The sequence below is a fragment of the Pseudoalteromonas sp. HF66 genome (assembly GCF_011806445.1).
Classification (GTDB): Bacteria; Pseudomonadota; Gammaproteobacteria; order Enterobacterales; family Alteromonadaceae; genus Pseudoalteromonas; species Pseudoalteromonas apostichopi.
Genome location: NZ_JAATOU010000015.1, coordinates 35,986 through 57,360 on the forward strand (window position 1 = coordinate 35,986; position 21,375 = coordinate 57,360).

A 21,375-nucleotide genomic window follows, 5' to 3' on the forward strand; every position below is an offset into this window, starting at 1 on the left:
ATGTTGAGTAACCGTACCAAAAGGCTTCTTTTTGGGAGCCTTTTTATCCTCTTATTAGGCTATGCCGTTAATCCAGCATTTGCTGAAAATGCCAGTGCCGAACTGCGTTTTTATGATGACTCAAATAGCCAAGTGTCGTCGGGTTTATTAGTGAAAAACGATGTCACTATGACGCTCACCGGGCTTATTAATCATGTTGTTGTTAAACAGCGTTATCAAAACCCGCACCCATTTTCGGTAAATGCCCGGTATGTGTTTCCGTTGCCTGATGAAAGTGCTGTTCATGCCATGCAAATGCAAATTGGTGAGCGTATTATCACAGGCAATATTGCCCTTAAGCAGCAGGCTGAACAGCAATTTGAGCAAGCTCAAAAGCAGGGTAAACGTGCCGCGTTAGTGCGTCAGCAACGTGCTAATATTTTCTCTACCGATGTGGCAAACCTTGGAGCTGGTGAAGAAATTGAAATCACCTTGCAATATCAGGAGATCATCGGTTTTCGTGATGGTGTATTTTCATTGCGTTTTCCTACAACGATTACACCGCGTTACGAACCTTTGACGGCAGCGCTTCAGCAAACAGTTAATACAGAGAAAAAGTTTGAGCCAACAACTGACACAGAGCAAGTGGCATCAGCTTGGTTAAAACCTGTTTTTTACCGTGCGAAAAGCCAAGAGTCTGATGCGAGCTTAAACCTTGTTATCTCGATGGATATTGGCCTTGAACTGAGTGATATCAGCGCTAATTTAGCGGGCATGCAAATCGATAATCCAAGCTTTGGTCAGTACCAATTATCACTTAATCGTGATGTTCCAATGGATAGAGACTTTGAGCTCGAATTTAAACCCCTTGATAAAGCCCATTCACAAGCTGCATTTTTTACCGAAACAGTAGCAGGGCAAGAATATGGCTTACTGATGTTAGTGCCGCCAAGCGATCACTTTACCTCGCAGGCACGCCTTTCGCGTGAAATGGTGTTTGTTATTGATACCTCTGGCTCAATGCATGGTCAATCTATGGAACAGGCCAAACAAGCCCTGTTCTATGCCTTATCGTTATTAGATGAAAATGACAGTTTTAACATTATAGGTTTTGATGACGAAGTGTCGGTATTAAGTGATACACCTATGATTGCCAATGATTTTAACATCCGCCGCGCAGAGCGCTTTATTTATGGTTTACAAGCAGATGGTGGCACCGAAATAGCAAAAGCACTGACTCAGGTACTTGATGGTAAACAGCATGATGGTTTTGTACGCCAAGTGGTGTTTTTAACAGATGGCAGTGTTGGTAATGAAACGCAGCTATTTAAGCAAATTCAAACGGGTTTAGGTGACAGTCGGCTCTTTACTGTCGGTATCGGCAGCGCACCTAATAGCTTTTTTATGACTAGGGCTGCCGATATTGGCCGTGGTACTTTCACTTTTATTAGTAGTACCAGTCAAGTACAGCCAAAAATGCAACTGCTTTTTAATAAGCTGGCACACCCCGCTGTTACAAAGCTTGCTCTTGAAGGCGATAAAGGTGCACTTGAATATTGGCCATCGCCGTTACCGGACCTGTATTTTTCTGAGCCTGTTTTGGTTGCAGTAAAGCTTGATGGCAGTCAGCACTTAACGTTAAAGGGGCAAACAAATTCAGGGCCAATGACTATTAATTTAGCAACGAATAATGCCGCAAGCGGTGAAGGTATAGCAAGGCTTTGGGCAAGACAAAAAATTAAGTCTCTGCTGCTATATAACGAAAAACAGGCGGTACGCGCAGAAGTCGAAACATTGGCACTTCAGCATCATTTACTCAGCCCTTTTACAGCTTTTATTGCGGTTGATAACTATGCGGGTAATGAGATTGCAGAGCGTTCAATGCAAGTACGAAACAAACTACCGAACGGCATGACACTTCCGCAAACCGACGGACAAAGCCGGGTGTTTATGCTACTGGGGTTGATGTTGATTGCATCCTCGTGGTTATGGCAATGGCGACGCTAAAAAAAGCGCTGCCAGTTTGCTGCGCATTACTAGGTATCGCATTGTTTGCTAATGGGGGATATATGCAGGCGAAGGCTTGGCTTGCTCAGGTGTTAATTGAGTCGGCTTGGCAGCAAGCTTTGCTGAGTCCTTATGAGCAAGTAAGGCCATGGTTTTACGCCGATGGTTATGTCACCGCACACATAAATTGGCCAAGTCAGCAGCAAGAATTGACAGTACTTGCTGGTGCATCGGGGCGAAACCTCGCGTTTGCCCCCGGGCACTTTTTGCCAAGCGGTGAACTTGGCAGCTCAAAAGGGGTGTTAATAGCTGGCCATAACGACACCCACTTTGCATTTCTAAAACATGTTGTAGTGGGTGAGCAGTTCAGTGTGCAATTGCAAAATGGCCAGATTGAACACTATCAAGTTCGCAGCATAGATATTATTCATCAAAGCGAACAGGACTTTTTAGCTCAATCAGGCCTTTATTTATTAACCTGTTACCCTTTTGACTCGTTAGCTTCTGGAACTGAGTTTAGGCTACTGGTGTCGGCTGATAAATTATCGTCTACGTCAACTTTGAGTTCTTGATGGCGCTGACTAACAATAACACCGGCGAATACCACCGCAATACTCACCCATTGCCATACGGTTAGTACTTCGCCTAGTAGAATGGCTGACAAAATTAACGCAAAAATTGGAATCAGGTTTGAGTAAGCGGCAGCGGTTAACACCGACACCTTACTGATGGCGTAATTGTACATGCCATAGCCACCTAAAGTGACACAAGAACCTAAATATAAAATGCTCAGTAGGGCACTTAAATCGTGCTGATTTTCGCTTGGTAATTCGATAAAAAATAAAAAAGGCGCAAAGAACAAGCTACCACTAAACCCTTGAATTGCTATTAAGGTCAGCGGTGAGTAACGCGCTACTAAGTGTTTTACACTCACGGTATAAAATGCGGCGCATACCATCGCCATCAGCTCTAAAAAGTTACCAAGCAGTGGATTAGGGGCTTGTTCAGTACTTGGTGATAATAGCGTTAATAAAATACTGCCACCAATACACAAGGTAAAACCAACGACGATGGCTTTACTGATGTACTCTTTTAATATTAAGAACGCCAAAATAGCGACAATAATTGGCAAGCAAGAGACAATTACCCCTGCTTGCGATGCAGAAGTGTATTCTAGTGCATGGCCCTCAAATAAATAATAAAAGCAAGGCTCAGCTAGTGACATACCAATTAAGTACTTCCAGTCACCTTTTTTAAACTCAAAACGGATTATGTAGCGCCATAAACATAAGCTAATCAATAACGTGGTTAGCATTCTTAAAAAAATGACTAACACAGGATCATAAATATTGATTGCGTGCTTTAAAGCAATGTAGGAGCTGCCCCATAAAAAGGTCGCGATAATTAAGCATAAACTGGCTGGCATAGATGTCGCTATTGAGTAAAAAAACGAGAACGCGATCCTAGCATGAATTTATTTAACTTGTTCAAAAACTGTTAGCTGGTATATATATACCCAAACTACCTCAATATGCAGAATATAAGAATCAAATGCAAAGACCACACGTCGTTGTTGTAAAGCTGGGCACAAGTGTGCTGACAGGCGGTACCGACAAATTAGATAAAGCGCACATGGTTGAACTTGTTCGCCAATGTTGCGAATTAAAAAAACAGGGTTATCAGGTTGTTTTAGTATCAAGCGGCGCGGTTGCTGCAGGTCGTGAGCAACTAATTACCCCCTGTGGTCGTTCTTTGATTGAAAAACAAATGCTTGCCGCTATCGGCCAAGGCCAGCTTATTCATATATGGCAAAGTCTGTTCGCTTTGTATGGGGTGAATGTTGGGCAAATGTTACTTACACGTGCAGATGTAGAAGACCGTGAACGTTACTTAAATGCCCGCGATACCTTAAATGCGCTACTTGCACATAATGTGGTGCCAATTATTAACGAGAACGACGCCGTGGCAACCGCCGAGATTAAAGTGGGCGATAACGATAACTTATCTGCTTTAGTCGCGATATTAGCGAATGCAGAAAAGCTGTTACTGTTAACTGACCAAGAAGGCTTATTTACAGGCGATCCTCGCTCTGATGCCAATGCAACGCTCATTAATGAAGTAGAGCACATTAACGATGAGTTAAGAGAGCTTGCTGGTGGCAGTGGTACAGCTTTGGGGACGGGCGGTATGGCAACTAAACTTCAAGCTGCCGATATTGCACGTCGCGCTGGTGTAGAAGTAATTATCGCCAAAGGCGCGGGTAAAAATGTGATTCTAAATTGCATGGCCGATGAGCTCCCAGGCACACGCTTTTTAAAACTAAAGGCACCAAAAGATGGCCGTAAAAAATGGCTACTTGCAGGGCCAAAAAGTACGGGCCAGTTGGTAATAGACGATGGAGCGATCGTTGCGCTTAAAGAGCGTGGCGCAAGTTTGTTAGCGAAAGGAGTCAAAACTGTACGTGGCTGTTTTGAGCGCGGTGATTTTATTGACGTCGTGTCGAGTCAGGGGCAATACATTGCTAAAGGACTTGTAAACTTTGACCATCAAGAAATTGATCAAATTAAAGGTTGTCATTCATCGCAAATTACTGAGCTGCTTACATTTGCATCAAGCAGTGAAGTAATTCACCGAGATGATATGATTTTGTTATAGTTTTTTAGTAAATCTGATAAAGTTAACTAAACTAAAGTGAGAAACAGCTTTTGAGGCTTTAATAGATGGCAGCTAACCCTTGCGGACATGACTGGGTTGTAGATATTACGCAGCAAGAAGATGAATTAGGGTTGGATCGGGCACTAATTAATGCCGTGACTGAGTTAGAAGGATTCTCTCGCTTTGCTATCTATATTAATAAGTTCTTTAAACCAGGCCTTCCAGCACGACTTTTAAATAGAGATTCTGTTATCGAAGAGCTCAGCGAACATGAAGTCAATGAGCTCATCGAAAAAGTCAGCCGTAATAAAATTCGTATTAGCCGTAACTATGGGTATGTTTCTACCTATGTGCCTATTTATTTCATGGGTAACGTTATTGGTGTGTTAGTAATTGAGTCAGAGAAAGAGCTTTCAGAGCGTGTAAGTATGTTAGCTATTTACATGCTTAATATATATGCCAATCAGGTATCTTTGCTTTATAAATCTCAATTAGATCCTTTAACTGAACTGCTTAACAGACAGACCTTTGATAAAAAAGTAATTGAAATAGCTTCAGAAGCCTCATTGCATACCAAGGAGCTTGACTCTAAGTATCGTCATTGGTATCTGGCTATAGTCGATATTGATCACTTTAAACGTGTGAATGATAATTATGGCCACGTTATTGGTGATGAAGTTATCTTGTTAGTGGCACAACTATTAAAAAATAACTTTCGCATTGAAGATTACGTTTTTCGTTATGGCGGTGAAGAATTTGCCGTGTTATTTTAAGCAAGTGACGAGTTAGATGCACGAAATGCTCTTAACCGTTTTCGAGGTTGTGTTGCAGAATACCCATTTCCTCAGGTTGGTAATTTAACTGTGAGTAGTGGTTTTATGCCGGTTTACGAGTTTGAAATGGTTGCAAGCCTTGTACAAAAAGCCGATCAAGCCCTATACCATTCTAAAAATAGTGGACGAAATTGCGTTACTGCTTATTCCGAATTAGATATCCAACAAAGCCAACCTCTAGATGATGATTCAATAGAGTTGTTTTAAGGTGTTGCAGAGCGCCTTGCTGTGTTAAAATTGCCCACTATTTTTAGAACCCTATGAGAAGGTGAGATGAAGTTCGTTCGTTGGTTATTAGGCCGCATCATTTTGTTTTTTGATTTTGTATTCACACCACGTAGTAAAAAGCGTCCGGCAGCTGAGCAAGCGGCGCTTGATTCAGTAACATCACAATTTAAGCTATATCAATTTAAGGCCTGCCCATTTTGCGTGAAAGTACGTCGTGCTATTAAACGCCAAGGTCTATCAGTTGAAACCCGTGATGCAAAAGGTAACGAGCAGTTTCGCCAAGAGCTTTTAGAGCAGGGCGGAAAAGTTAAAGTACCATGTTTACGTATTGAAGAAAACGGCCAAGTAACTTGGTTGTATGAATCAAACGATATCATTGCTTATTTAGATAAAGTCGCTGCATAAGGCGGCTTTTCACTTCGATTATAGTCCGTGCTGTGCTAGCATTTGGGCAAATTTTTAATTGTCTTTTGAGAGATATTACCATGACAATTCGCACCCGTGTTGCTCCGTCACCAACTGGCGACCCGCACCTAGGTACTGCATACATCGCATTATTTAATTACTGTTTTGCTAAGCAGCAAGGCGGTGAGTTTGTGCTACGTATTGAAGATACAGACCAAGTTCGTAGTACACCAGAATCAGAGCAAGCTATTATGGATAGCTTAAAATGGTTAGGCTTGAACTGGGATCACGGTCCAGATGTAGGCGGTGAGTTTGGTCCATACCGTCAATCTGAGCGTAGCGATTTATATAAGAAATTTGCGCATCAGCTAGTTGAGCAAGGTAAAGCATTTTACTGTTTTGCAACGAGCGAAGAACTTGACCAAATGCGTGAAGAGCAAATGGCAGAAGGCCTACGCCCAAAATACGACGGTCGTGGTTTAAATCTTTCTGAAGATGAAATTAAAGCGAATCTTGAAGCTGGTAAACCTTACGTAATACGTATGAAGATCCCAAGCGAGGGTACGTTTAAGTTTAACGATTATCTGCGTGGCGAGATTGAGATCCCATGGGAAAATGTAGACATGCAAGTGCTACTTAAAGCTGATGGTTTCCCAACTTACTTCCTTGCAAACGTTGTTGATGATCACCACATGCAAATTAGCCATATTTTCCGTGGTGAAGAATGGATCAACTCAGCGCCTAAGCTATTAAAATTATATGAAGATTTTGGTTGGGAAGCGCCTGTATTAGGTCACTTACCGTTACTTCGTAACCCAGATAAATCAAAGCTATCTAAGCGTAAAAACCCAACTTCAATCAATTACTACAAAGAAATGGGTTACCTACCAGAGGCACTATTAAACTATTTAGGCCGTATGGGTTGGTCAATGCCAGACGAGCGTGAAAAGTTCACGTTAGCAGAGATGATAGAACACTTTGATATGAAACGAGTGTCGCTTGGTGGTCCTATCTTTGATATTGATAAGTTAAGCTGGTTAAACGGTATGTGGATCCGTGAAAACTTATCTGATGCAGAATTAATGCAACGTTTTGTTGATTGGAAATTTAATTCAGAGCTATTCGCGAAAGTATTGCCAGAAGCAAAAACGCGTATTAATACGCTTTCTGACATGGTTGATCTTGCCGGTCACTTTGTGGGGGGTATTCCAAGCTATGATCCTGCGCTATTAACGGCAGGTAAAGCAGATGAAGATGTAATCCGTCAAGCATTGCAGTTCTTCATCTGGCAATTAGAAGGTTTACGCAGTTGGGAAAAACCAGCGATTTTTGCTATCGCAAAAGAAGTGGCGACTTTCCATGAATTGAAGATTAAAGACTTTCTTGAGCCAATTTTTGTGGCTATCACAGGTAAGACTTCATCAACATCAGTACTTGATGCAATGGAAATTTTAGGCTCAGATCTTTCGCGTGCTCGTTTACGTGTTGCATTAGCACACTTAGGTGTGTCTAAAAAGCAAGCGAAAAAAATTGAGCGTGCATACCGCGATTATCCACAAGCTTAATCGTATAATTAGTTGCAAAAACCGAGCTTATGCTCGGTTTTTTGTTTTTGAAATCAAGCTAATTCACACTTTTAACAACATGCTTAATTAAGAGGTCTATTTTAAGGCAAGAACCCCTTATCAGTAACAAGAAAATAGTTGTTGATTACTCAACCCTCCTTCGTTTTTATAAAACTATTCGCGTGCAGCTTTCCTATAACACTCAATAGGAATGGGGATTTTAAAAATATTTTTCCCTCTTCAAAGTAACTTCAATGTTAACGGTGTGTACAAAACGCTACACGAATTTGCAACAGTTTTAAAACACCCTGTGGTTATATTGTAGTCGCAAGCAGTGAAATGGATGTTCACAGAGCTTGAATAATTACTCTAACTAACTATCCAGGGGATACTTATGCAAGTCAAAACACTTTCGATCGCTGTCGCTGCAGCTCTCTATAGTGCCAGTGCTGCACACGCAGTGGGTGTTGATAACAATCTAGTCAAACACCAATTAAAAGCACCTAATATTACATTTGAAGAAGTAAAAGCGTTTAGCAAAGAGCTTAGTCAAGGTAACTCTTCAAGCATGTTGCAAAACGATGGTCTTAATGTTCAGCTAAACAGCAAAGCTAATAAATTTAAAGAAGAAGGCATTGATGGCGAACATATTTACATCATTCGTTTACGTGATAATGCTGTTGCCCTAGAAGCACGCGATTTAACCTCGCCATTATCACAATCACTTCAAGCACAAGGCGTTTCAAAAGTATTCGAAAAAGGTCAAGCGGCAGTCTCTGCCGTAACTGACTATCAAAATAAATTACTTTCAAAACAACGTACTGTAATGCAAAGCGTCACAGCCGTGACAGGCCGTACAGAGATGCGTCGTCAATTCACTAAAGCATTAAATGGTTTCTCTGTAAAAATGACAGAGCAAGAAGCAATGCGCGTTGCCGAACTTGGTGCGGTTGTTTCTGTGATGCGCTCTAAGAACTATGACTTGCTTTCAGATGAAGGTCCTAAGCACATTGGTGCAGATCAAGTTTGGAATGGTTCAAGCGTTCCAAGTGGCATCAAGGGTAAAGGTGAAGGTCAAATCGTTGGTATCATCGATACCGGTATTAACTCAGATCACCCATCATTTGCGGCCGTTGGCGGTGATGGTTACGAACATGAAAACCCGTTTGGTGCGGGCGTTTATGTAGGTGACTGTGTTGAAGAACCTGAAGAAATTCAATGTAATAATAAATTAATTGGTGTGCGTTCTTATGATGTGATCACTGATTCGTTTGATGCCATGATCCCTGGTTGGCCAGCAATTGGTGAAGATTATCAAGGTCACGGTTCGCATGTTGCATCAACTGCTGCTGGTAACGTGGTTAAGAACGTACCATTTATGCTTCCAAGCTACGGTGAAAATACCGATGGTAATATTTTAAAAGAAGACCTTTTCCCTGAAATCTCAGGTGTGGCACCGCACGCAAATATTATTGCTTATCAAGTATGTTACCCATCAAGTGATGAATACGTTGGCTGTCCCGGCGAGGCACTTGTTGCAGGTATTGAAGATGCGATATCGGATGGTGTTGATGTAATCAACTTCTCAATCGGCGGTGCCGATTCAAATGTTTGGGCAGATCCAGTGCAACTAGCATTCTTAGCAGCACGAGAAGCGGGTATCAACGTTGCAGCTGCGGCTGGTAACAGTGGTCAAGCTTGTGGTTCATCAGAATGTTTTGGTTATCTTGATAACTCATCACCTTGGCTTGCACAAGTTGCTGCAACAACTCATGGTCGTACTGTCGCTGTTGAAACTGCGGTAGAGTTTGCAGGCTTTGCGGACGAAACTTTGGGTTCAGAAGTACCAAGCTGGTCAGAAATGGGGCTTGTTGGGGGATCAATCAACAGTGAAGAAATTACTGGTGTGGTTGTTTGGGCTAAAGATTACGAAGACGTAAATGGCTATAAAGATTACAACGGTTACTGTACTGCAGATTACCCAGAAAATACTTTTAACTTCTACAAAGATGGTACTGAAATCGCAGGTGCGGCCGATGGTAGCACGAATGTTATTGTTATCTGTCAGCGCCATGATGCCAATGACCCAGAAGCTAACGCGCGAACCGCAAAAGTAGATCATGTTAAAGCAGGCGGTGCAGATGGTTTCATCCTGTTTAACCGTGACCGTGATCAAGGTACTGTTCCTCAAAGCTATTCATTACCAGGTGTTCACTTTACATATGATCAATGGAATGGAGTATACCCAGAAGATGGTTTAGAAGACTGGGTAGATAGTTATTCAGAGAAAGGCCACATGGTTACTATTAAACCAACCGTAATTGAGCGTCGTGTGGATGCTGAAGATGCGGATTGGCTAGCTACTTTCTCATCACGTGGTCCGTCATACTCAAACGTTGAAGTTTTAGCGCCGACTCTAGCTGCACCAGGTGTAGATATTTACGCAGCTTACTCTGATGAGCATCCGTTCGTGACGCCGCATGGCCAAGATTATGCGGCAATCAGCGGCACGTCGATGGCATCACCACATGTTGCCGGTTCAATGGCATTACTTCGTCAGGTTCACCCTGATTGGACTGCTGCTGAAGTACAATCAGCATTATCAATGACAGCTGAGAATGTTGTTAAATATCACCGTTTAAACGACCAAAATGATGTGGTTGCAGATGCGAAAACTTATCGCTCTGGTGCTGGTCGAATTAATGTAGCATTAGCAGCAAAGGCTGGCTTTGTTATGGATGAAACTGCTGATAACTTTTTAGCAGCAGATCCATACAATGGTGGTACGCCGCATAAATTAAACTTACCAAACCTTGTTAACTTCTCATGTGCGCCAGAGTGTCAGTGGGTTCGTACCATTAAGGCAACTGAAGATGGCACGTGGACTGTAAGTCATGAAGATGTTGAAAACTGGGCGTTTGATGTTAATTCACAATCAGCTCAAAACGGTGTGAACATTGATATCTTCCCGAAAACCTTCACGCTGAAAAAAGGTGAAACACAAACAATCATTGTTAAAGCATCAATCATGGATACCCAAGATTGGTTCAGTAACTCTGAAGTTGAGCTTCATACAAACCTTGTTTTCCAAGCCGAAGAAGCGAATATCCCTGATGCGCATTGGCCTGTGGCATTCAAATATGACCGTGGTAACTTACCATCATCATTAGAGACGACAGCTCACTCTAATGAGGGAACATATGTTGCTAAGGGCATTGTATTGCCAAATGTAGAAGCGCCAGTAGCACGTGCATATCAGCCAGTAAAAGCAGATATCACAACGGTGACTTTACCAAAAGATGATGAACGTACCTTCCCTTGGACGATGAACCGCACAGGTGATGTGGATACAGCTGATATTTTAGATGAAGCAACATTTACTAAGTTTGTGACAGTACCAGCTAACTCAAAACGTTTTATTGCAGAAACTGTTGCTGTTGAATCTGAACTAGAAGGCACCTTGAATGTATTAAACCCTATTATTTATGTAGGTAAAGACTACAATGGTGATGGGATTGTTCAGCCACAAGATGAAATTTTGTGTGCATCTAACCACAAGATTTATAAAAACTTCTGTAATATTAATAACCCAGAAGAAGGCGAGTATTGGGTTGTTGCTTATAGTCCGAATAAAGCGTCAGTGGGTGCAGTTGAAGAAACCTTTGAACTTGCAACAGCGGTTGTCTCAGACCAAGTTGCTTCAGGTATGACTGCGAGCCTTCCAGGAAGTGATGGTCAAAATACTGTTGAAATGACTGTTGACTGGGATATGGACCTTGATGCTGACAGTGTGTACTACTCACTTCTTGATGTAGGCACGTCGGCAGTAAACCATGGCAACCTAGGTTCTATTCCATTTAAACTTAATCGTGGTAATGACGTTGCTCATCTTGATGCGCCATATACAGGTGCAAAAGTAGGCGATATGGTACCTTACACGTTTGAAGTGTTAGCGAATAACTCAGGTGTAGACCGTGAGTTCTCATTGGAACTTGATATCCCTGCAGGTCTTGATATCAAAGCAGAAAACGTAATGGTTTCAACAGCATCTGAAATCAATGTTGAAATTGCTGACGGCAAAGTAATTGTAACTGGCACACAAGCGGATACTCGCGATGTTGAGCCTGACTATATCGTAACCGATAACATCACTGATGAAATGTGCCGTACGCCTGATTTTGGTAACTCAAACCCAGGTGGCTATGTTGACTTGGCAGAGTTCGGTATTATGCCTATGCTATCTGGTTTTGATGAGGATAACCTGTACAACTCTCGCATGGGTTATTCACTCCCAATTGCTAGTTTTTATAATGGCGCATACGACACATTCAGCCTTTATAATAATGCTGAAAATACTAATATCCAAAACTCGATAATTCAAATTCGTGGTATGGGTACAGTAAACACCAATGGCAGCCGTTACTTCTACCCTGTGCATAATCCGTTCCCTTATAACTCATTCCCATATGAGAACATGGGTCCATTATGGCGTGGTTGGGAATTTAGTGACCACGGTTTATTGCGCTCTGTAATGTCGGTTGGCTTATCGTCTGACGAAGGTATTTCACTTGCAAGCACAACAACAGGTTGGGGTATCGTTGAGTGGGATAACGCATCAGACTACGACAACCCTGTTTATGATCGCTCTACGGGTAAATACACTTATACAAAACGTGATAACTCATTTGACTTCCAAGTGTTATTCAATGCTAATACTCGTTTTGGTAAAGGTGAACATGAAATTTACTACGCATACGATAATTTAGATTTTGGCAGCACTCGTCCTGCAGGTAGTATCGGCTTACAAGGTTTCCGTGGTGCGCAGTATGAGTATGGTCCACTTGAAAATTACCGTGGTATCCAAATTGCTTATAACAACCTAGATGAAGTAATTAGCGATGATTATGTTGTTTGTATGGATTACATAGGTCCAGAATCATCACAGTTTGAAGTGACTGCATGGGCTGAAGTTATGCCTTCGGCAGCAGGTCAAACACTTGAAGTTGGTGCGAAAGCTGCTATCTCAGGTCTTAATGACATGATTTCAACAGCGACACTGGCAATTCCGGGTAATATCACTGTTGTTGCACTTGATGACATGGTAACTACTGAGGAAACACCAATTAGCTTTGAAGTTCATCACATTGATGAGAAGAACTCGAAGAATGAAATCTCAGTAATTTCTGATGATGTTACCTATGAAGTTGATGGCGATACAGTAACGATTACACCAAACGAGAACTTCTCTGGTGAAACAGAAGTAACTGTAATGGTGTCTGATATCGAATATCCATCAGATGCTGCAAGTACAACCTTCATGTTAACGGTTGAAGCTGTTAATGACGCACCAGTTGTAGTTGTTGAAGCAAGTGCTCAGCAAGTTACTGAGGGCAGCGTTATTACTTTAGATGCATCTGCATCACATGATTTAGACAACGATGAGTTAACTTTCTCATGGGAAGGCCCAGGTGCAATAGCAAGCCCAGCATCAGCAATCACTGAAGTATCAGGTTTAACGGCTGGTGAGCATCAGTTTACTGTAACGGTAAGTGATGGTATTGAAGCGATGGAGCTTGGTGTAACTGTGACGGTAACCGCACAAGAAACAACAGTGGTTCCTGAAGAAAAAGCGAAATCATCAAGTGGCTCACTTGCTTGGTTAACTATGTTATTAGCAGGTTTTGCAGGTGTTCGTCGCCGTGTAAAACGAAACTAATAAATCCCTAAGTATGTTATGTGACAAAGGGCCCTAGGGCCCTTTTTTGCGTCTAGTAAAACCTAATGGGCATTTATTAATAACCAAAAAGAATATCTAAAATTGAAAACCTATGTAGCAAAATGTACAGGCAGTTTTATATTTTTTTCAGTGTGTTAATTTAAAGATAAGGTATAAAAGGGATGCCTTGTGCACTTTGTATGGTAAAAAAATTATACAAAGATGCGTGCAAACGATATGATCGTTCCCGATTGGGTAAAGACTAAAAAGTTTTTAGTAGTATTAAGTTGTCATAATAATTATTTGTTATGACATAAAGGTGAATTGGGTTAATGAAGAAATTGTTTGGCTTAGTGTGTTGTTTATCTGCATCAACTGCATTTGCGCAGGTTGAAGGTATACAGCCGCAATTAATTAAAAAGTCGACAATACATGCCAGCATCACAGTTGGCTATGGGGGTATTGAAAACCCAGTACTTGATGCTGATGACGTCACTTCGCCAATTCTGCCAAGCTTTGCTTATTACAGTGATAATTGGTATTTCGATGACTTTTCTGTTGGCTACAGTTTATATGAAACAGAAAAGTTTTATGTCGATTTACTTGGTCGCTTTAATGACGATGGCTTTTTCTTTGAGCTTGATGGAGTAGATAAACTTTATGCGGTAGGTGTTGTAAGATCGAGTTCAGGAAGACCAACTTTACCAACAGCTTCACCCATTGAGCTAACGCCCATAGAGCGTGACCTTTCTTATATGGCTGGGCTATCGTCTGCTGTAAACGTTTATGATGACATCTGGTTAAGTGCAGCTTATGTGAACGATGTGACCAATGTTCATAATGGTTATGAAATCTTGTTTAACGGCTACCAAATATTTGAGCTGTTTTCTGGTACTGCTGGTATTGAGGCGGGCATTAATTACAAAAATGAAGAGTTGATTGACTATTATTACACAGTTTACCCAACTGAAAGTAAAACCCGCTTACTAAGCTACAATTTAGAAAGTGCCACCAACTACTATTTGAAAGTGAGCTATGAATATCCGATCAGCGATAGTTTCAGTCTTGATTTCAAACTCAAACATACATGGCTAGACAGCAACTTAGCCAATTCAAACATGATCAATAAAAACGGATACTTCTCAGGCTTTACAGGTATTACCTACCACTTTTAGGCCAGTGTATTGTGATTTGTGCACCGCCCGTTTGTGGGCAATTGGCTAAGCTTATTTTACCGCCATGCCAACTGGCAATACGATGAACTATATAAAGCCCTAATCCATAACCACTAGCCAACTTATCTCCTTCACCTTGTTTAAAAGGCTCAATCAGCGCATCTGCATTAATTGGTAAGCCAGGTCCATCATCTGCAATACTTATAAGGTAATAGCCCGCTTGTTCTTTACTGCTTATATGGATAGTGTTTTTTGCGTATTTAGTGGCATTGATCAGTAAATTTTGCACTGCAATAGCCATAAAGCTTGCTTCACAATAGGCAGTATCTACTTCAAACGCTGAAATGAATTCGAGTTCTTTGTATAAATCGAATTTAGCTACTTCCGTATTGATAAGTTTAGTTAAGTTAACTTTCTCCTGATTAAACACGCTTTGCTGGTGCTCTAAGCGAGCAAACGATAAGTATTGCTCTAAACGTAATTCAATTTCATCGATATCGCGTTCTATTTGCCTACTTTCTTGTGATTCTAACTCAGCAATCGATAAAGCAAATCGCATACGGGTAAGAGGCGTACGAATTTCATGAGAAATAATGCGTGATAAATCGTTATGTAATTGCACAAATTTATTAATGCGCTCAGACATATGGGTAAACGTGCTAGCCAATGGCGCGATAGATGAATTAGGTTTTATATCTAGCTCTATCCGCTGTGGCTTTTTGCTAAAGTGGTAGGCTGCGCGTTGTAATAAACTCAAATCACGAAATACAGGGCGAATGAACAACAAGATCATGGCACCAAGTAAAAAGTAAAAGGAAAAAAATGCAAACCAGTCAGTCTTTGCTTGTGAAATCAAGGAAATAGGGCCTATTTTTTGAATGCTGCCGAAACTTCCTTTCAGGTATATATACTGCTGATTATTCTCGGTGACGCTGATAATGCCATCTTTATTGAAACTAGCTTGCAATGAATCGGGTAACACAAGTTCGTTTTGGTTAAAGGTACTGATCCTCGATGCTTTTTGCTCTGCGATTTGCGCAAGTTCTGCGACGCTGATTTGCACACTCGGTATCTGCTCAGAGAAAAATTGATTATAAAGCTGACCAAAAGCCAAAACTAAGGCAATTAAGCTGACAGTGATAATTAAATACAGCTTAAAAAATTGCTGTTTCATATTTTTGAAATATCCAGGCTGTATCCTTTACCCCGAACAGACTTAATATCCAACGACTCCTTATGTTTGCTAATGGTTTCTTTAAGCTTTTTACGTAAACGGCTAATTTTTAAATCAATAGCTCGGTCAAGTCCATCATACTCACGACCAATAACATGCTTAAATAATACTTCTCGAGAAACCGGTTGGGGTGTGCTTTTAGCTAGATAGGCAATGATCTCAAACTCACTTTCATTGAGGTTCAATGCAGTATTATGAAAGTAGATATCACGTTTTTTAGTGTCGATACGCAAAATATCACTTTGATGTGAAAAGTTATCTTGGCCAACAGTATGGGCGATAATTGTTTTAACCTTAGCTAATAACAGTTCAGGCTTAATGGGTTTTACAAGGTAGTCATAGGCGCCTAAGTTCAAACCTTTAATTTGTGATTGTACTGAGTCCAGCGCTGTTAAAAAAATGACAGGACAACTGTATTTTTCTTTCAACTGGGAAATTAACTCAAAGCCATTGCCATCCGGTAGCATAACATCACAAATAATTAGTGAAGGCATGAAGGTGATTTCACTGCTACGGTAAGCCTCCGTAGTATTAAACACATCAATTGTATAGCCATGCTTTAACAAAAATGTTTGAATTAAGCTTGCTAATTTCACATCATCTTCAATTATAAAAATATGCTGCATTATAAACTCCAGCCAAAGCGCCGCTTTATTCGGTAATCTTTAGCTTCATAGCTTGCTATTGAGAGTAGTTGTTGTTTAACAACCTGATTACTCAATGGATTTATTAATTTCACAGTAAGTGGGTGCTCAGTTTTAATCTTAAACTTTTCGCTAATTAAACCTCCTTGTTTATAACACTGCGTATACTGTGGACGCTGAGTTATTTCTAAACAAAGCTCTTTAAAGGGAGCAATTCGAAAATGAATTTGTATATTAAATTCACAGACCTTTTGTTTCGTATCTGTCACACACACTGTGGGAGAGACTTTAAAAAAAGGTTGCTCAGGATTGTCATCACTTAAGCAAAGCGACGAAAAACAAAGACAAAAAAACAGCAATAGCCAACTTAATCGGTATATCATCTAACCAAGTCTCTGTTTTTTAATAGTCTTTTCTTCAAAGTAACAATAACCATCGAAAATTGATGTAACCTGCTCAACTCACTTTGAGTACTCATTTTTTTGCCGCTTATTATAATTGTTATTTATGCAGCCTATGAGCGGCGATTACACGATAAAAAAGCGGTTCTATCATACCTTACTTATCGTTGTAGCTACAAATAGGTGCTATGCAAAGCCTGTATTTTCAGCTTGTTGGCATATTTCTTAATGTTTAAAAAGTTAGTTTGTTGTTTTAAAAAGAAAACTGAATTTATATTTAGTTTTAGCTAATAGTTTTTCATTATGTTTAGCTGAGTCTAAGTGTTTACTAATCTGCTTTATTTGTTAATCCTTTCGTACAAATTGATACAATTTAGATTTAGCCTATCGAAACCAATATTTTAGCTGATGTCATTAAACATCTCCTAAGTTCGTGATTTATAATTAACAGATTCGACCTCTATTTTCTATTTTTCTGGTAGTATAGTCAGGTTATAAGTAGTTTAAGCAGTGAACAATTATGTTAAGTCCTTATTATCAGCAGCATGCTGATTACGTTTCTATCTCACGTGAGCAAGGCTGTCGTTTCGCCAAATTAGTGGCTGATGATTTCAATCCGTTACACGATAAAGACGCTAAAAAGTTTTGTGTACCGGGCGATTTACTTTTTTCGCTGGTTTTAAACCGTTACGGCATAAGTGAAAAAATGGAGTTTACTTTCGCTGGTATGGTTGATGAAAATTCAAAGCTAACTTTCCCTGAGGGTGCTGATGAGTTTGCGATTACCGATGGCGAAAAAGTAATGCTAAAAGTTAAACGAGAAGGTGCTGTTAGCCAGTGTCCAGAATTAACGAATAGCTTAATTAAAAATTATGTTGAGTTTTCTGGTACTACGTTTCCGCATGTCATCATCCCATTAATGGGTAAGCAAGACGTGATGATCAACCCTGCGCGCCCTATGGTGATTTACGAGTCAATGCTGATTAACCTAGATCGTCTTGATATTAGCGCACCTGAATTACAATTTGCGGAACCTGATTTTGAATTTACTGGCAAGCGCGGAAAAATTACGCTTCGCTTTAACCTTTTAGAAAACGGCAAGAAAGTAGGCTCAGGTGAAAAGCACATGCTTGTATCTGGTATTCGTGATTATTGCCAAGCAACGGTTGATGACTTAATTAGTTTTTATAATCACCGTAAAGAATCACTTAAACCAGAGTAATCTCTACATTTGCTATAAAGGGCGCTCATTGCGCCTTTTTTGTTGCTGATGTTCAGCGTACAATAGCGTTTTTATAGCCAAATGTACTTCAGAATATGTCAGTAGCGACCTTTTCAGAGTTAAATCTTGCACCTGCATTGCTAAGTGCTTTGCAAGAAGAGAATTATCACACCCCCACAGCAATTCAAGCGCAAACCATCCCACTCATTTTAGCGGGAGCTGATGTAATGGGCAGTGCACAAACCGGAACGGGCAAAACAGCCGCCTTTGTTTTACCACTACTGCACAACTTGATGTCTGCTGAAGTACTCCCTGATGCTGTTAAGGTACTTATTTTAACGCCCACCCGAGAGCTCGCTCAGCAAGTATTTGCAAGTGTAGAGCGCTATGCTGCGCACACAGATATAAAAGCGGCGCTTGCTTATGGCGGCGCCAGTATTGGCCCACAAATTAAAGCCATAAAAGCTGCACAGGTTGTCATCGCAACACCTGGGCGCTTACTTGATCATGTGATCAAGGGCAGTATTAAGCTCTCTAGTATTAATGCTTTGGTATTCGATGAAGCTGATCGCATGCTTGATATGGGCTTTATTGACGAGATCAATCGTATCTTGCGTCACGTGCCAAAAGATCGTCAAACCTTACTGTTTTCAGCAACATTTGACGACAGCATCTTTAAGCTAAGTAAGCAGTTATTGAATGATCCTAAATTAGTTGAAGTAAATAAACGCAACTCAGCAGCGGTTGAAGTTGAGCAGCTAGTTTATGCGGTTGATGAAGATCGTAAGCGTGAACTGGTATCGCATATGATTGGTATGAAGAATTGGCAGCAAGTACTAATATTCACTCGTACTAAACAAACCGCTGATGTGCTTGCAAAAGAAATGTGTAAAGACGGTTTAAAAACTGAATCTATTCATGGTGATAAAAGCCAAGGAGCACGAGATAAAGCGCTACATAACTTTAAATCCGGTGCAACAAGAGTACTGGTAGCGACAGATGTTGCTGCTCGTGGCCTTGATATTGCTTCGTTAAAGTATGTAATCAATTACGAACTGCCTTATGTGGCCGAAGATTATGTACACCGTATTGGTCGTACAGGTCGTGCTGGCGAGAAAGGGATGGCGATGTCGCTGGTTAGTATTGATGAGCAATGGTTACTGGATGAAATAGATATCTTACTCGACACGAGACTTACTCCACAGTGGTTACCAGGATATGAGCCTGATTTAACCAAAGAGCCAAAACAGGTTCGTAAAAATACAAATAAAGCACGGCGCTCGCGTGATAAAAAACGTATCTTAGGGCAAAAAAGTAGGAGACGTTCCTAAATTTGGCATATATTTATACTATCCTCAGGCTAAAGTTGAGAGTTTAGTATGTTAGAAGAAAATAAGTGGGTTTTTCGCCGCGCTGATAAACAATTTTCCTTAGAAAAGTGGCAGAAAACAATTAATCTCATGACTGAGTTGTTTTCTGCTCCTGCGGGTTTTATCGTCCATAAAACTGACAATGTTTATCGTATTATTGTATCCAGTGAGCAGCAAGAAAACCCCTATGAAGCAGGGGCTGAATTAAATGCTGACGATAATATCTTCTGTAAAAAAGTTGTGCGAGATATGGCACCACTTTATGTTGATCATGCAAGTAAAGACTCTCAGTGGGATGATAGCCCACTAGTGAAAGATGGTTTTGAATCTTACCTTGGTGTACCTATTAGTTGGCCTAATGGTGAACCGTTTGGCACATTTTGTGTAATGGATTTTAAGCAGACTCACTATCAACAGAGCTTTTTAGAATTAATAGAGCAACTTCGCGATATGGTTGAGGACGACCTTGCTTTGTTAGATAATTTTACGCAGATGCGTGAAATTGCCATGCTCGATTCACTTACCAATATTTATAATCGCCGCGCAATAGACCTACTTTGCCAACATAAACTGAATATATCGAAACGTCTTGGCTTTGACATTAGCTGTTTGTTTATTGATATAAACAGTTTTAAACCGCTCAACGATACTTACGGCCATGAAGTTGGCGATCTCGCGCTTATTTGTTTAGCTGACACTATGAAAGAGTGTCTTCGTGAAACCGATATTATTGGCCGCTTAGGGGGCGATGAGTTTATTGCTTTATTGCAAGTTCAGCCAGGTGATTGCATAGAAAGCATAGCCGATAAGCTCAACACCACCTATCAATCTAATTTAGCAAAGCGGGGCATTCCAGTTACGAGTTTAAGTATTGGTTCTGGGGTGATAGCTCAGCCAAAAGAAAACTTTGCTGAGCTATTAAAACGAGCAGATGAAGATATGTATGAGAAAAAGCAAGCCTCGAAGGCAGCACGTTAAGCTATTTGTTTCTCAGCTAGGTTCAGCTCCATGGTCGCTTTAAGTAAACGATAAAGGTTAATTGACGCATCAATTTCTTCTTTACGATTAGTTAAGCTTTCGATATTTAAACCGAGCGGTACATCTAAATGCGCGCAGCTTTGTAAAATTAAGTCAAGATTCTCACGGCAAATACGCACCGATTCACTCAATGTATTTGCCGAATCTAACATACGGTACTTAGTCGCCTCTGGTACCGAAATTCCTAACCACTCCATAAATTCTAAGGTTTTTTCACCGCCACATGGAGTAAACGTTAGAATAATACGCTTTGGGGTTGTGCCTTGTGCTTTACAGCTGCGGGCATAGCTGGTGATCAAATCAATAGTCGCTTGGGCATTGTAAACGGCTTGTGAGATGAAAAACTTACAGCCTTGCGCTGTTTTTTCGACTAAACGTTCATGTTCATTACGTTTGCTAGCGTGACGCTCTGCAATAGTAACGCCACCTAAAAATACATCGCTATTCTGTTTTACTAGCGTTTTATAAGCATCAGAAAGGCTTAATTTGATGTCACCATGAGATGATGGACTACCTACTAGCACTAAGTTCTTTAATTCAAAATCATTTCGAGTTTCATTTAACCACTCGGTAAACTCAGCTTCACCACGTTGGGCAACACTTTTATAAGTGATTACATCCAGTTGTGAGAGGCTGCGAAGTAGTTGACTATATTCACGTGGATCAACCGTTTCTTTAAACGGAAAAGGGCGCGGTTTAGCAATTCGGCTGCTTTCATCTTGAATGTCGTAAATGATCACACCATCGTATTCAATTTCGTGCAAGCGACCTAGTAGCTTTTGGGCAATAGTTTCAAGCATGGCTTTATCAGTACCTGATTTTGGTGGTGTGGTACCGATAAGGTAGACGCCTTGATTGGTGTCTTCAATTTTCTCTTGTAATGATAAAGCCATAATCCTCATT

17 protein-coding genes are annotated in these 21,375 nt (G+C 40.7%); 12 read left to right on the top strand and 5 right to left on the bottom strand.

What is annotated here, in order from left to right; translation table 11 throughout:
- Together HCZ11_RS14615 and HCZ11_RS14620 are read left to right on the top strand one after the other, a co-directional pair.
- The gene (locus HCZ11_RS14615) at positions 1 to 1,986 is read left to right on the top strand and encodes a marine proteobacterial sortase target protein (protein WP_167658759.1); all 1,986 of its coding nucleotides are present in this window, start codon (positions 1 to 3) and stop codon (positions 1,984 to 1,986) included.
- Entirely contained in the window at positions 1,974 to 2,558 is a 585-nt protein-coding gene (locus HCZ11_RS14620; RefSeq protein ID WP_130050751.1) for a class GN sortase, read from the top strand. The genes HCZ11_RS14615 and HCZ11_RS14620 overlap by 13 nt, the downstream gene beginning before the upstream one ends.
- Here HCZ11_RS14620 and HCZ11_RS14625 read toward each other — a convergent pair.
- Positions 2,468 to 3,412, bottom strand: coding sequence for a DMT family transporter (locus HCZ11_RS14625; protein ID WP_130050752.1), 945 nt, complete (start codon positions 3,410 to 3,412; stop codon positions 2,468 to 2,470). The two genes, HCZ11_RS14620 and HCZ11_RS14625, sit on opposite strands and share 91 nt — an antisense overlap.
- 125 nt (positions 3,413 to 3,537) lie before the next feature.
- Between HCZ11_RS14625 and proB the strand changes: the two genes are divergently transcribed.
- From proB to HCZ11_RS14655, 7 genes are all read left to right on the top strand, one after another.
- Complete coding sequence (gene proB / locus HCZ11_RS14630) at positions 3,538 to 4,641, top strand: glutamate 5-kinase (RefSeq protein ID WP_167658760.1); 1,104 nt, start codon at positions 3,538 to 3,540, stop codon at positions 4,639 to 4,641.
- Positions 4,642 to 4,706: 65 nt separating this feature from the next.
- A complete protein-coding gene (locus HCZ11_RS14635; protein ID WP_254869156.1) occupies positions 4,707 to 5,414 on the top strand; it encodes a diguanylate cyclase in 708 nt (235 codons plus the stop codon).
- Positions 5,415 to 5,504: 90 nt separating this feature from the next.
- Positions 5,505 to 5,681, top strand: a complete 177-nt coding sequence (locus HCZ11_RS19680; RefSeq protein WP_254869157.1) for a hypothetical protein — start codon at positions 5,505 to 5,507, stop codon at positions 5,679 to 5,681.
- Between the two features lie 66 nt (positions 5,682 to 5,747).
- A complete protein-coding gene (locus HCZ11_RS14640; RefSeq protein WP_054560852.1) occupies positions 5,748 to 6,107 on the top strand; it encodes a glutathione S-transferase N-terminal domain-containing protein in 360 nt (119 codons plus the stop codon).
- Between the two features lie 80 nt (positions 6,108 to 6,187).
- Positions 6,188 to 7,672, top strand: a complete 1,485-nt coding sequence (gene gltX / locus HCZ11_RS14645; RefSeq protein ID WP_130050755.1) for a glutamate--tRNA ligase — start codon at positions 6,188 to 6,190, stop codon at positions 7,670 to 7,672.
- Positions 7,673 to 8,066: 394 nt separating this feature from the next.
- Positions 8,067 to 13,388, top strand: a complete 5,322-nt coding sequence (locus HCZ11_RS19745) for a S8 family serine peptidase (protein WP_167658761.1) — start codon at positions 8,067 to 8,069, stop codon at positions 13,386 to 13,388.
- Positions 13,389 to 13,720: 332 nt separating this feature from the next.
- The gene (locus HCZ11_RS14655; protein ID WP_167658762.1) at positions 13,721 to 14,563 is read left to right on the top strand and encodes a MipA/OmpV family protein; all 843 of its coding nucleotides are present in this window, start codon (positions 13,721 to 13,723) and stop codon (positions 14,561 to 14,563) included.
- Here the strand turns inward: HCZ11_RS14655 and HCZ11_RS14660 are convergent.
- The 3 genes from HCZ11_RS14660 to HCZ11_RS19800 are packed head-to-tail and all read right to left on the bottom strand — an operon-like array spanning position 14,547 to position 16,824.
- Positions 14,547 to 15,737, bottom strand: coding sequence for an ATP-binding protein (locus HCZ11_RS14660; protein ID WP_167658763.1), 1,191 nt, complete (start codon positions 15,735 to 15,737; stop codon positions 14,547 to 14,549). The two genes, HCZ11_RS14655 and HCZ11_RS14660, sit on opposite strands and share 17 nt — an antisense overlap.
- Complete coding sequence (locus tag HCZ11_RS14665; RefSeq protein WP_130050759.1) at positions 15,734 to 16,423, bottom strand: response regulator transcription factor; 690 nt, start codon at positions 16,421 to 16,423, stop codon at positions 15,734 to 15,736. Before HCZ11_RS14665 ends, HCZ11_RS14660 begins: the two co-directional genes overlap by 4 nt.
- Positions 16,423 to 16,824, bottom strand: a complete 402-nt coding sequence (locus HCZ11_RS19800) for a DUF3019 domain-containing protein (RefSeq protein WP_130050760.1) — start codon at positions 16,822 to 16,824, stop codon at positions 16,423 to 16,425. The genes HCZ11_RS14665 and HCZ11_RS19800 overlap by 1 nt, the downstream gene beginning before the upstream one ends.
- A gap of 538 nt (positions 16,825 to 17,362) precedes the next feature.
- Here HCZ11_RS19800 and HCZ11_RS14675 point away from each other — a divergent pair.
- From HCZ11_RS14675 to HCZ11_RS14685, 3 genes are all read left to right on the top strand, one after another.
- Entirely contained in the window at positions 17,363 to 18,064 is a 702-nt protein-coding gene (locus HCZ11_RS14675; protein ID WP_130050761.1) for a DUF3581 domain-containing protein, read from the top strand.
- A gap of 95 nt (positions 18,065 to 18,159) precedes the next feature.
- A complete protein-coding gene (locus HCZ11_RS14680; RefSeq protein WP_167658765.1) occupies positions 18,160 to 19,395 on the top strand; it encodes a DEAD/DEAH box helicase in 1,236 nt (411 codons plus the stop codon).
- 48 nt (positions 19,396 to 19,443) lie between these two features.
- Positions 19,444 to 20,412 (top strand): sensor domain-containing diguanylate cyclase, encoded by a 969-nt coding sequence (locus HCZ11_RS14685; RefSeq protein WP_167658766.1) that lies wholly within the window; start codon positions 19,444 to 19,446, stop codon positions 20,410 to 20,412.
- Here HCZ11_RS14685 and HCZ11_RS14690 read toward each other — a convergent pair.
- A complete protein-coding gene (locus HCZ11_RS14690; protein ID WP_130050764.1) occupies positions 20,409 to 21,365 on the bottom strand; it encodes a methylenetetrahydrofolate reductase in 957 nt (318 codons plus the stop codon). The two genes, HCZ11_RS14685 and HCZ11_RS14690, sit on opposite strands and share 4 nt — an antisense overlap.
- Positions 21,366 to 21,375 lie beyond the last annotated feature (10 nt).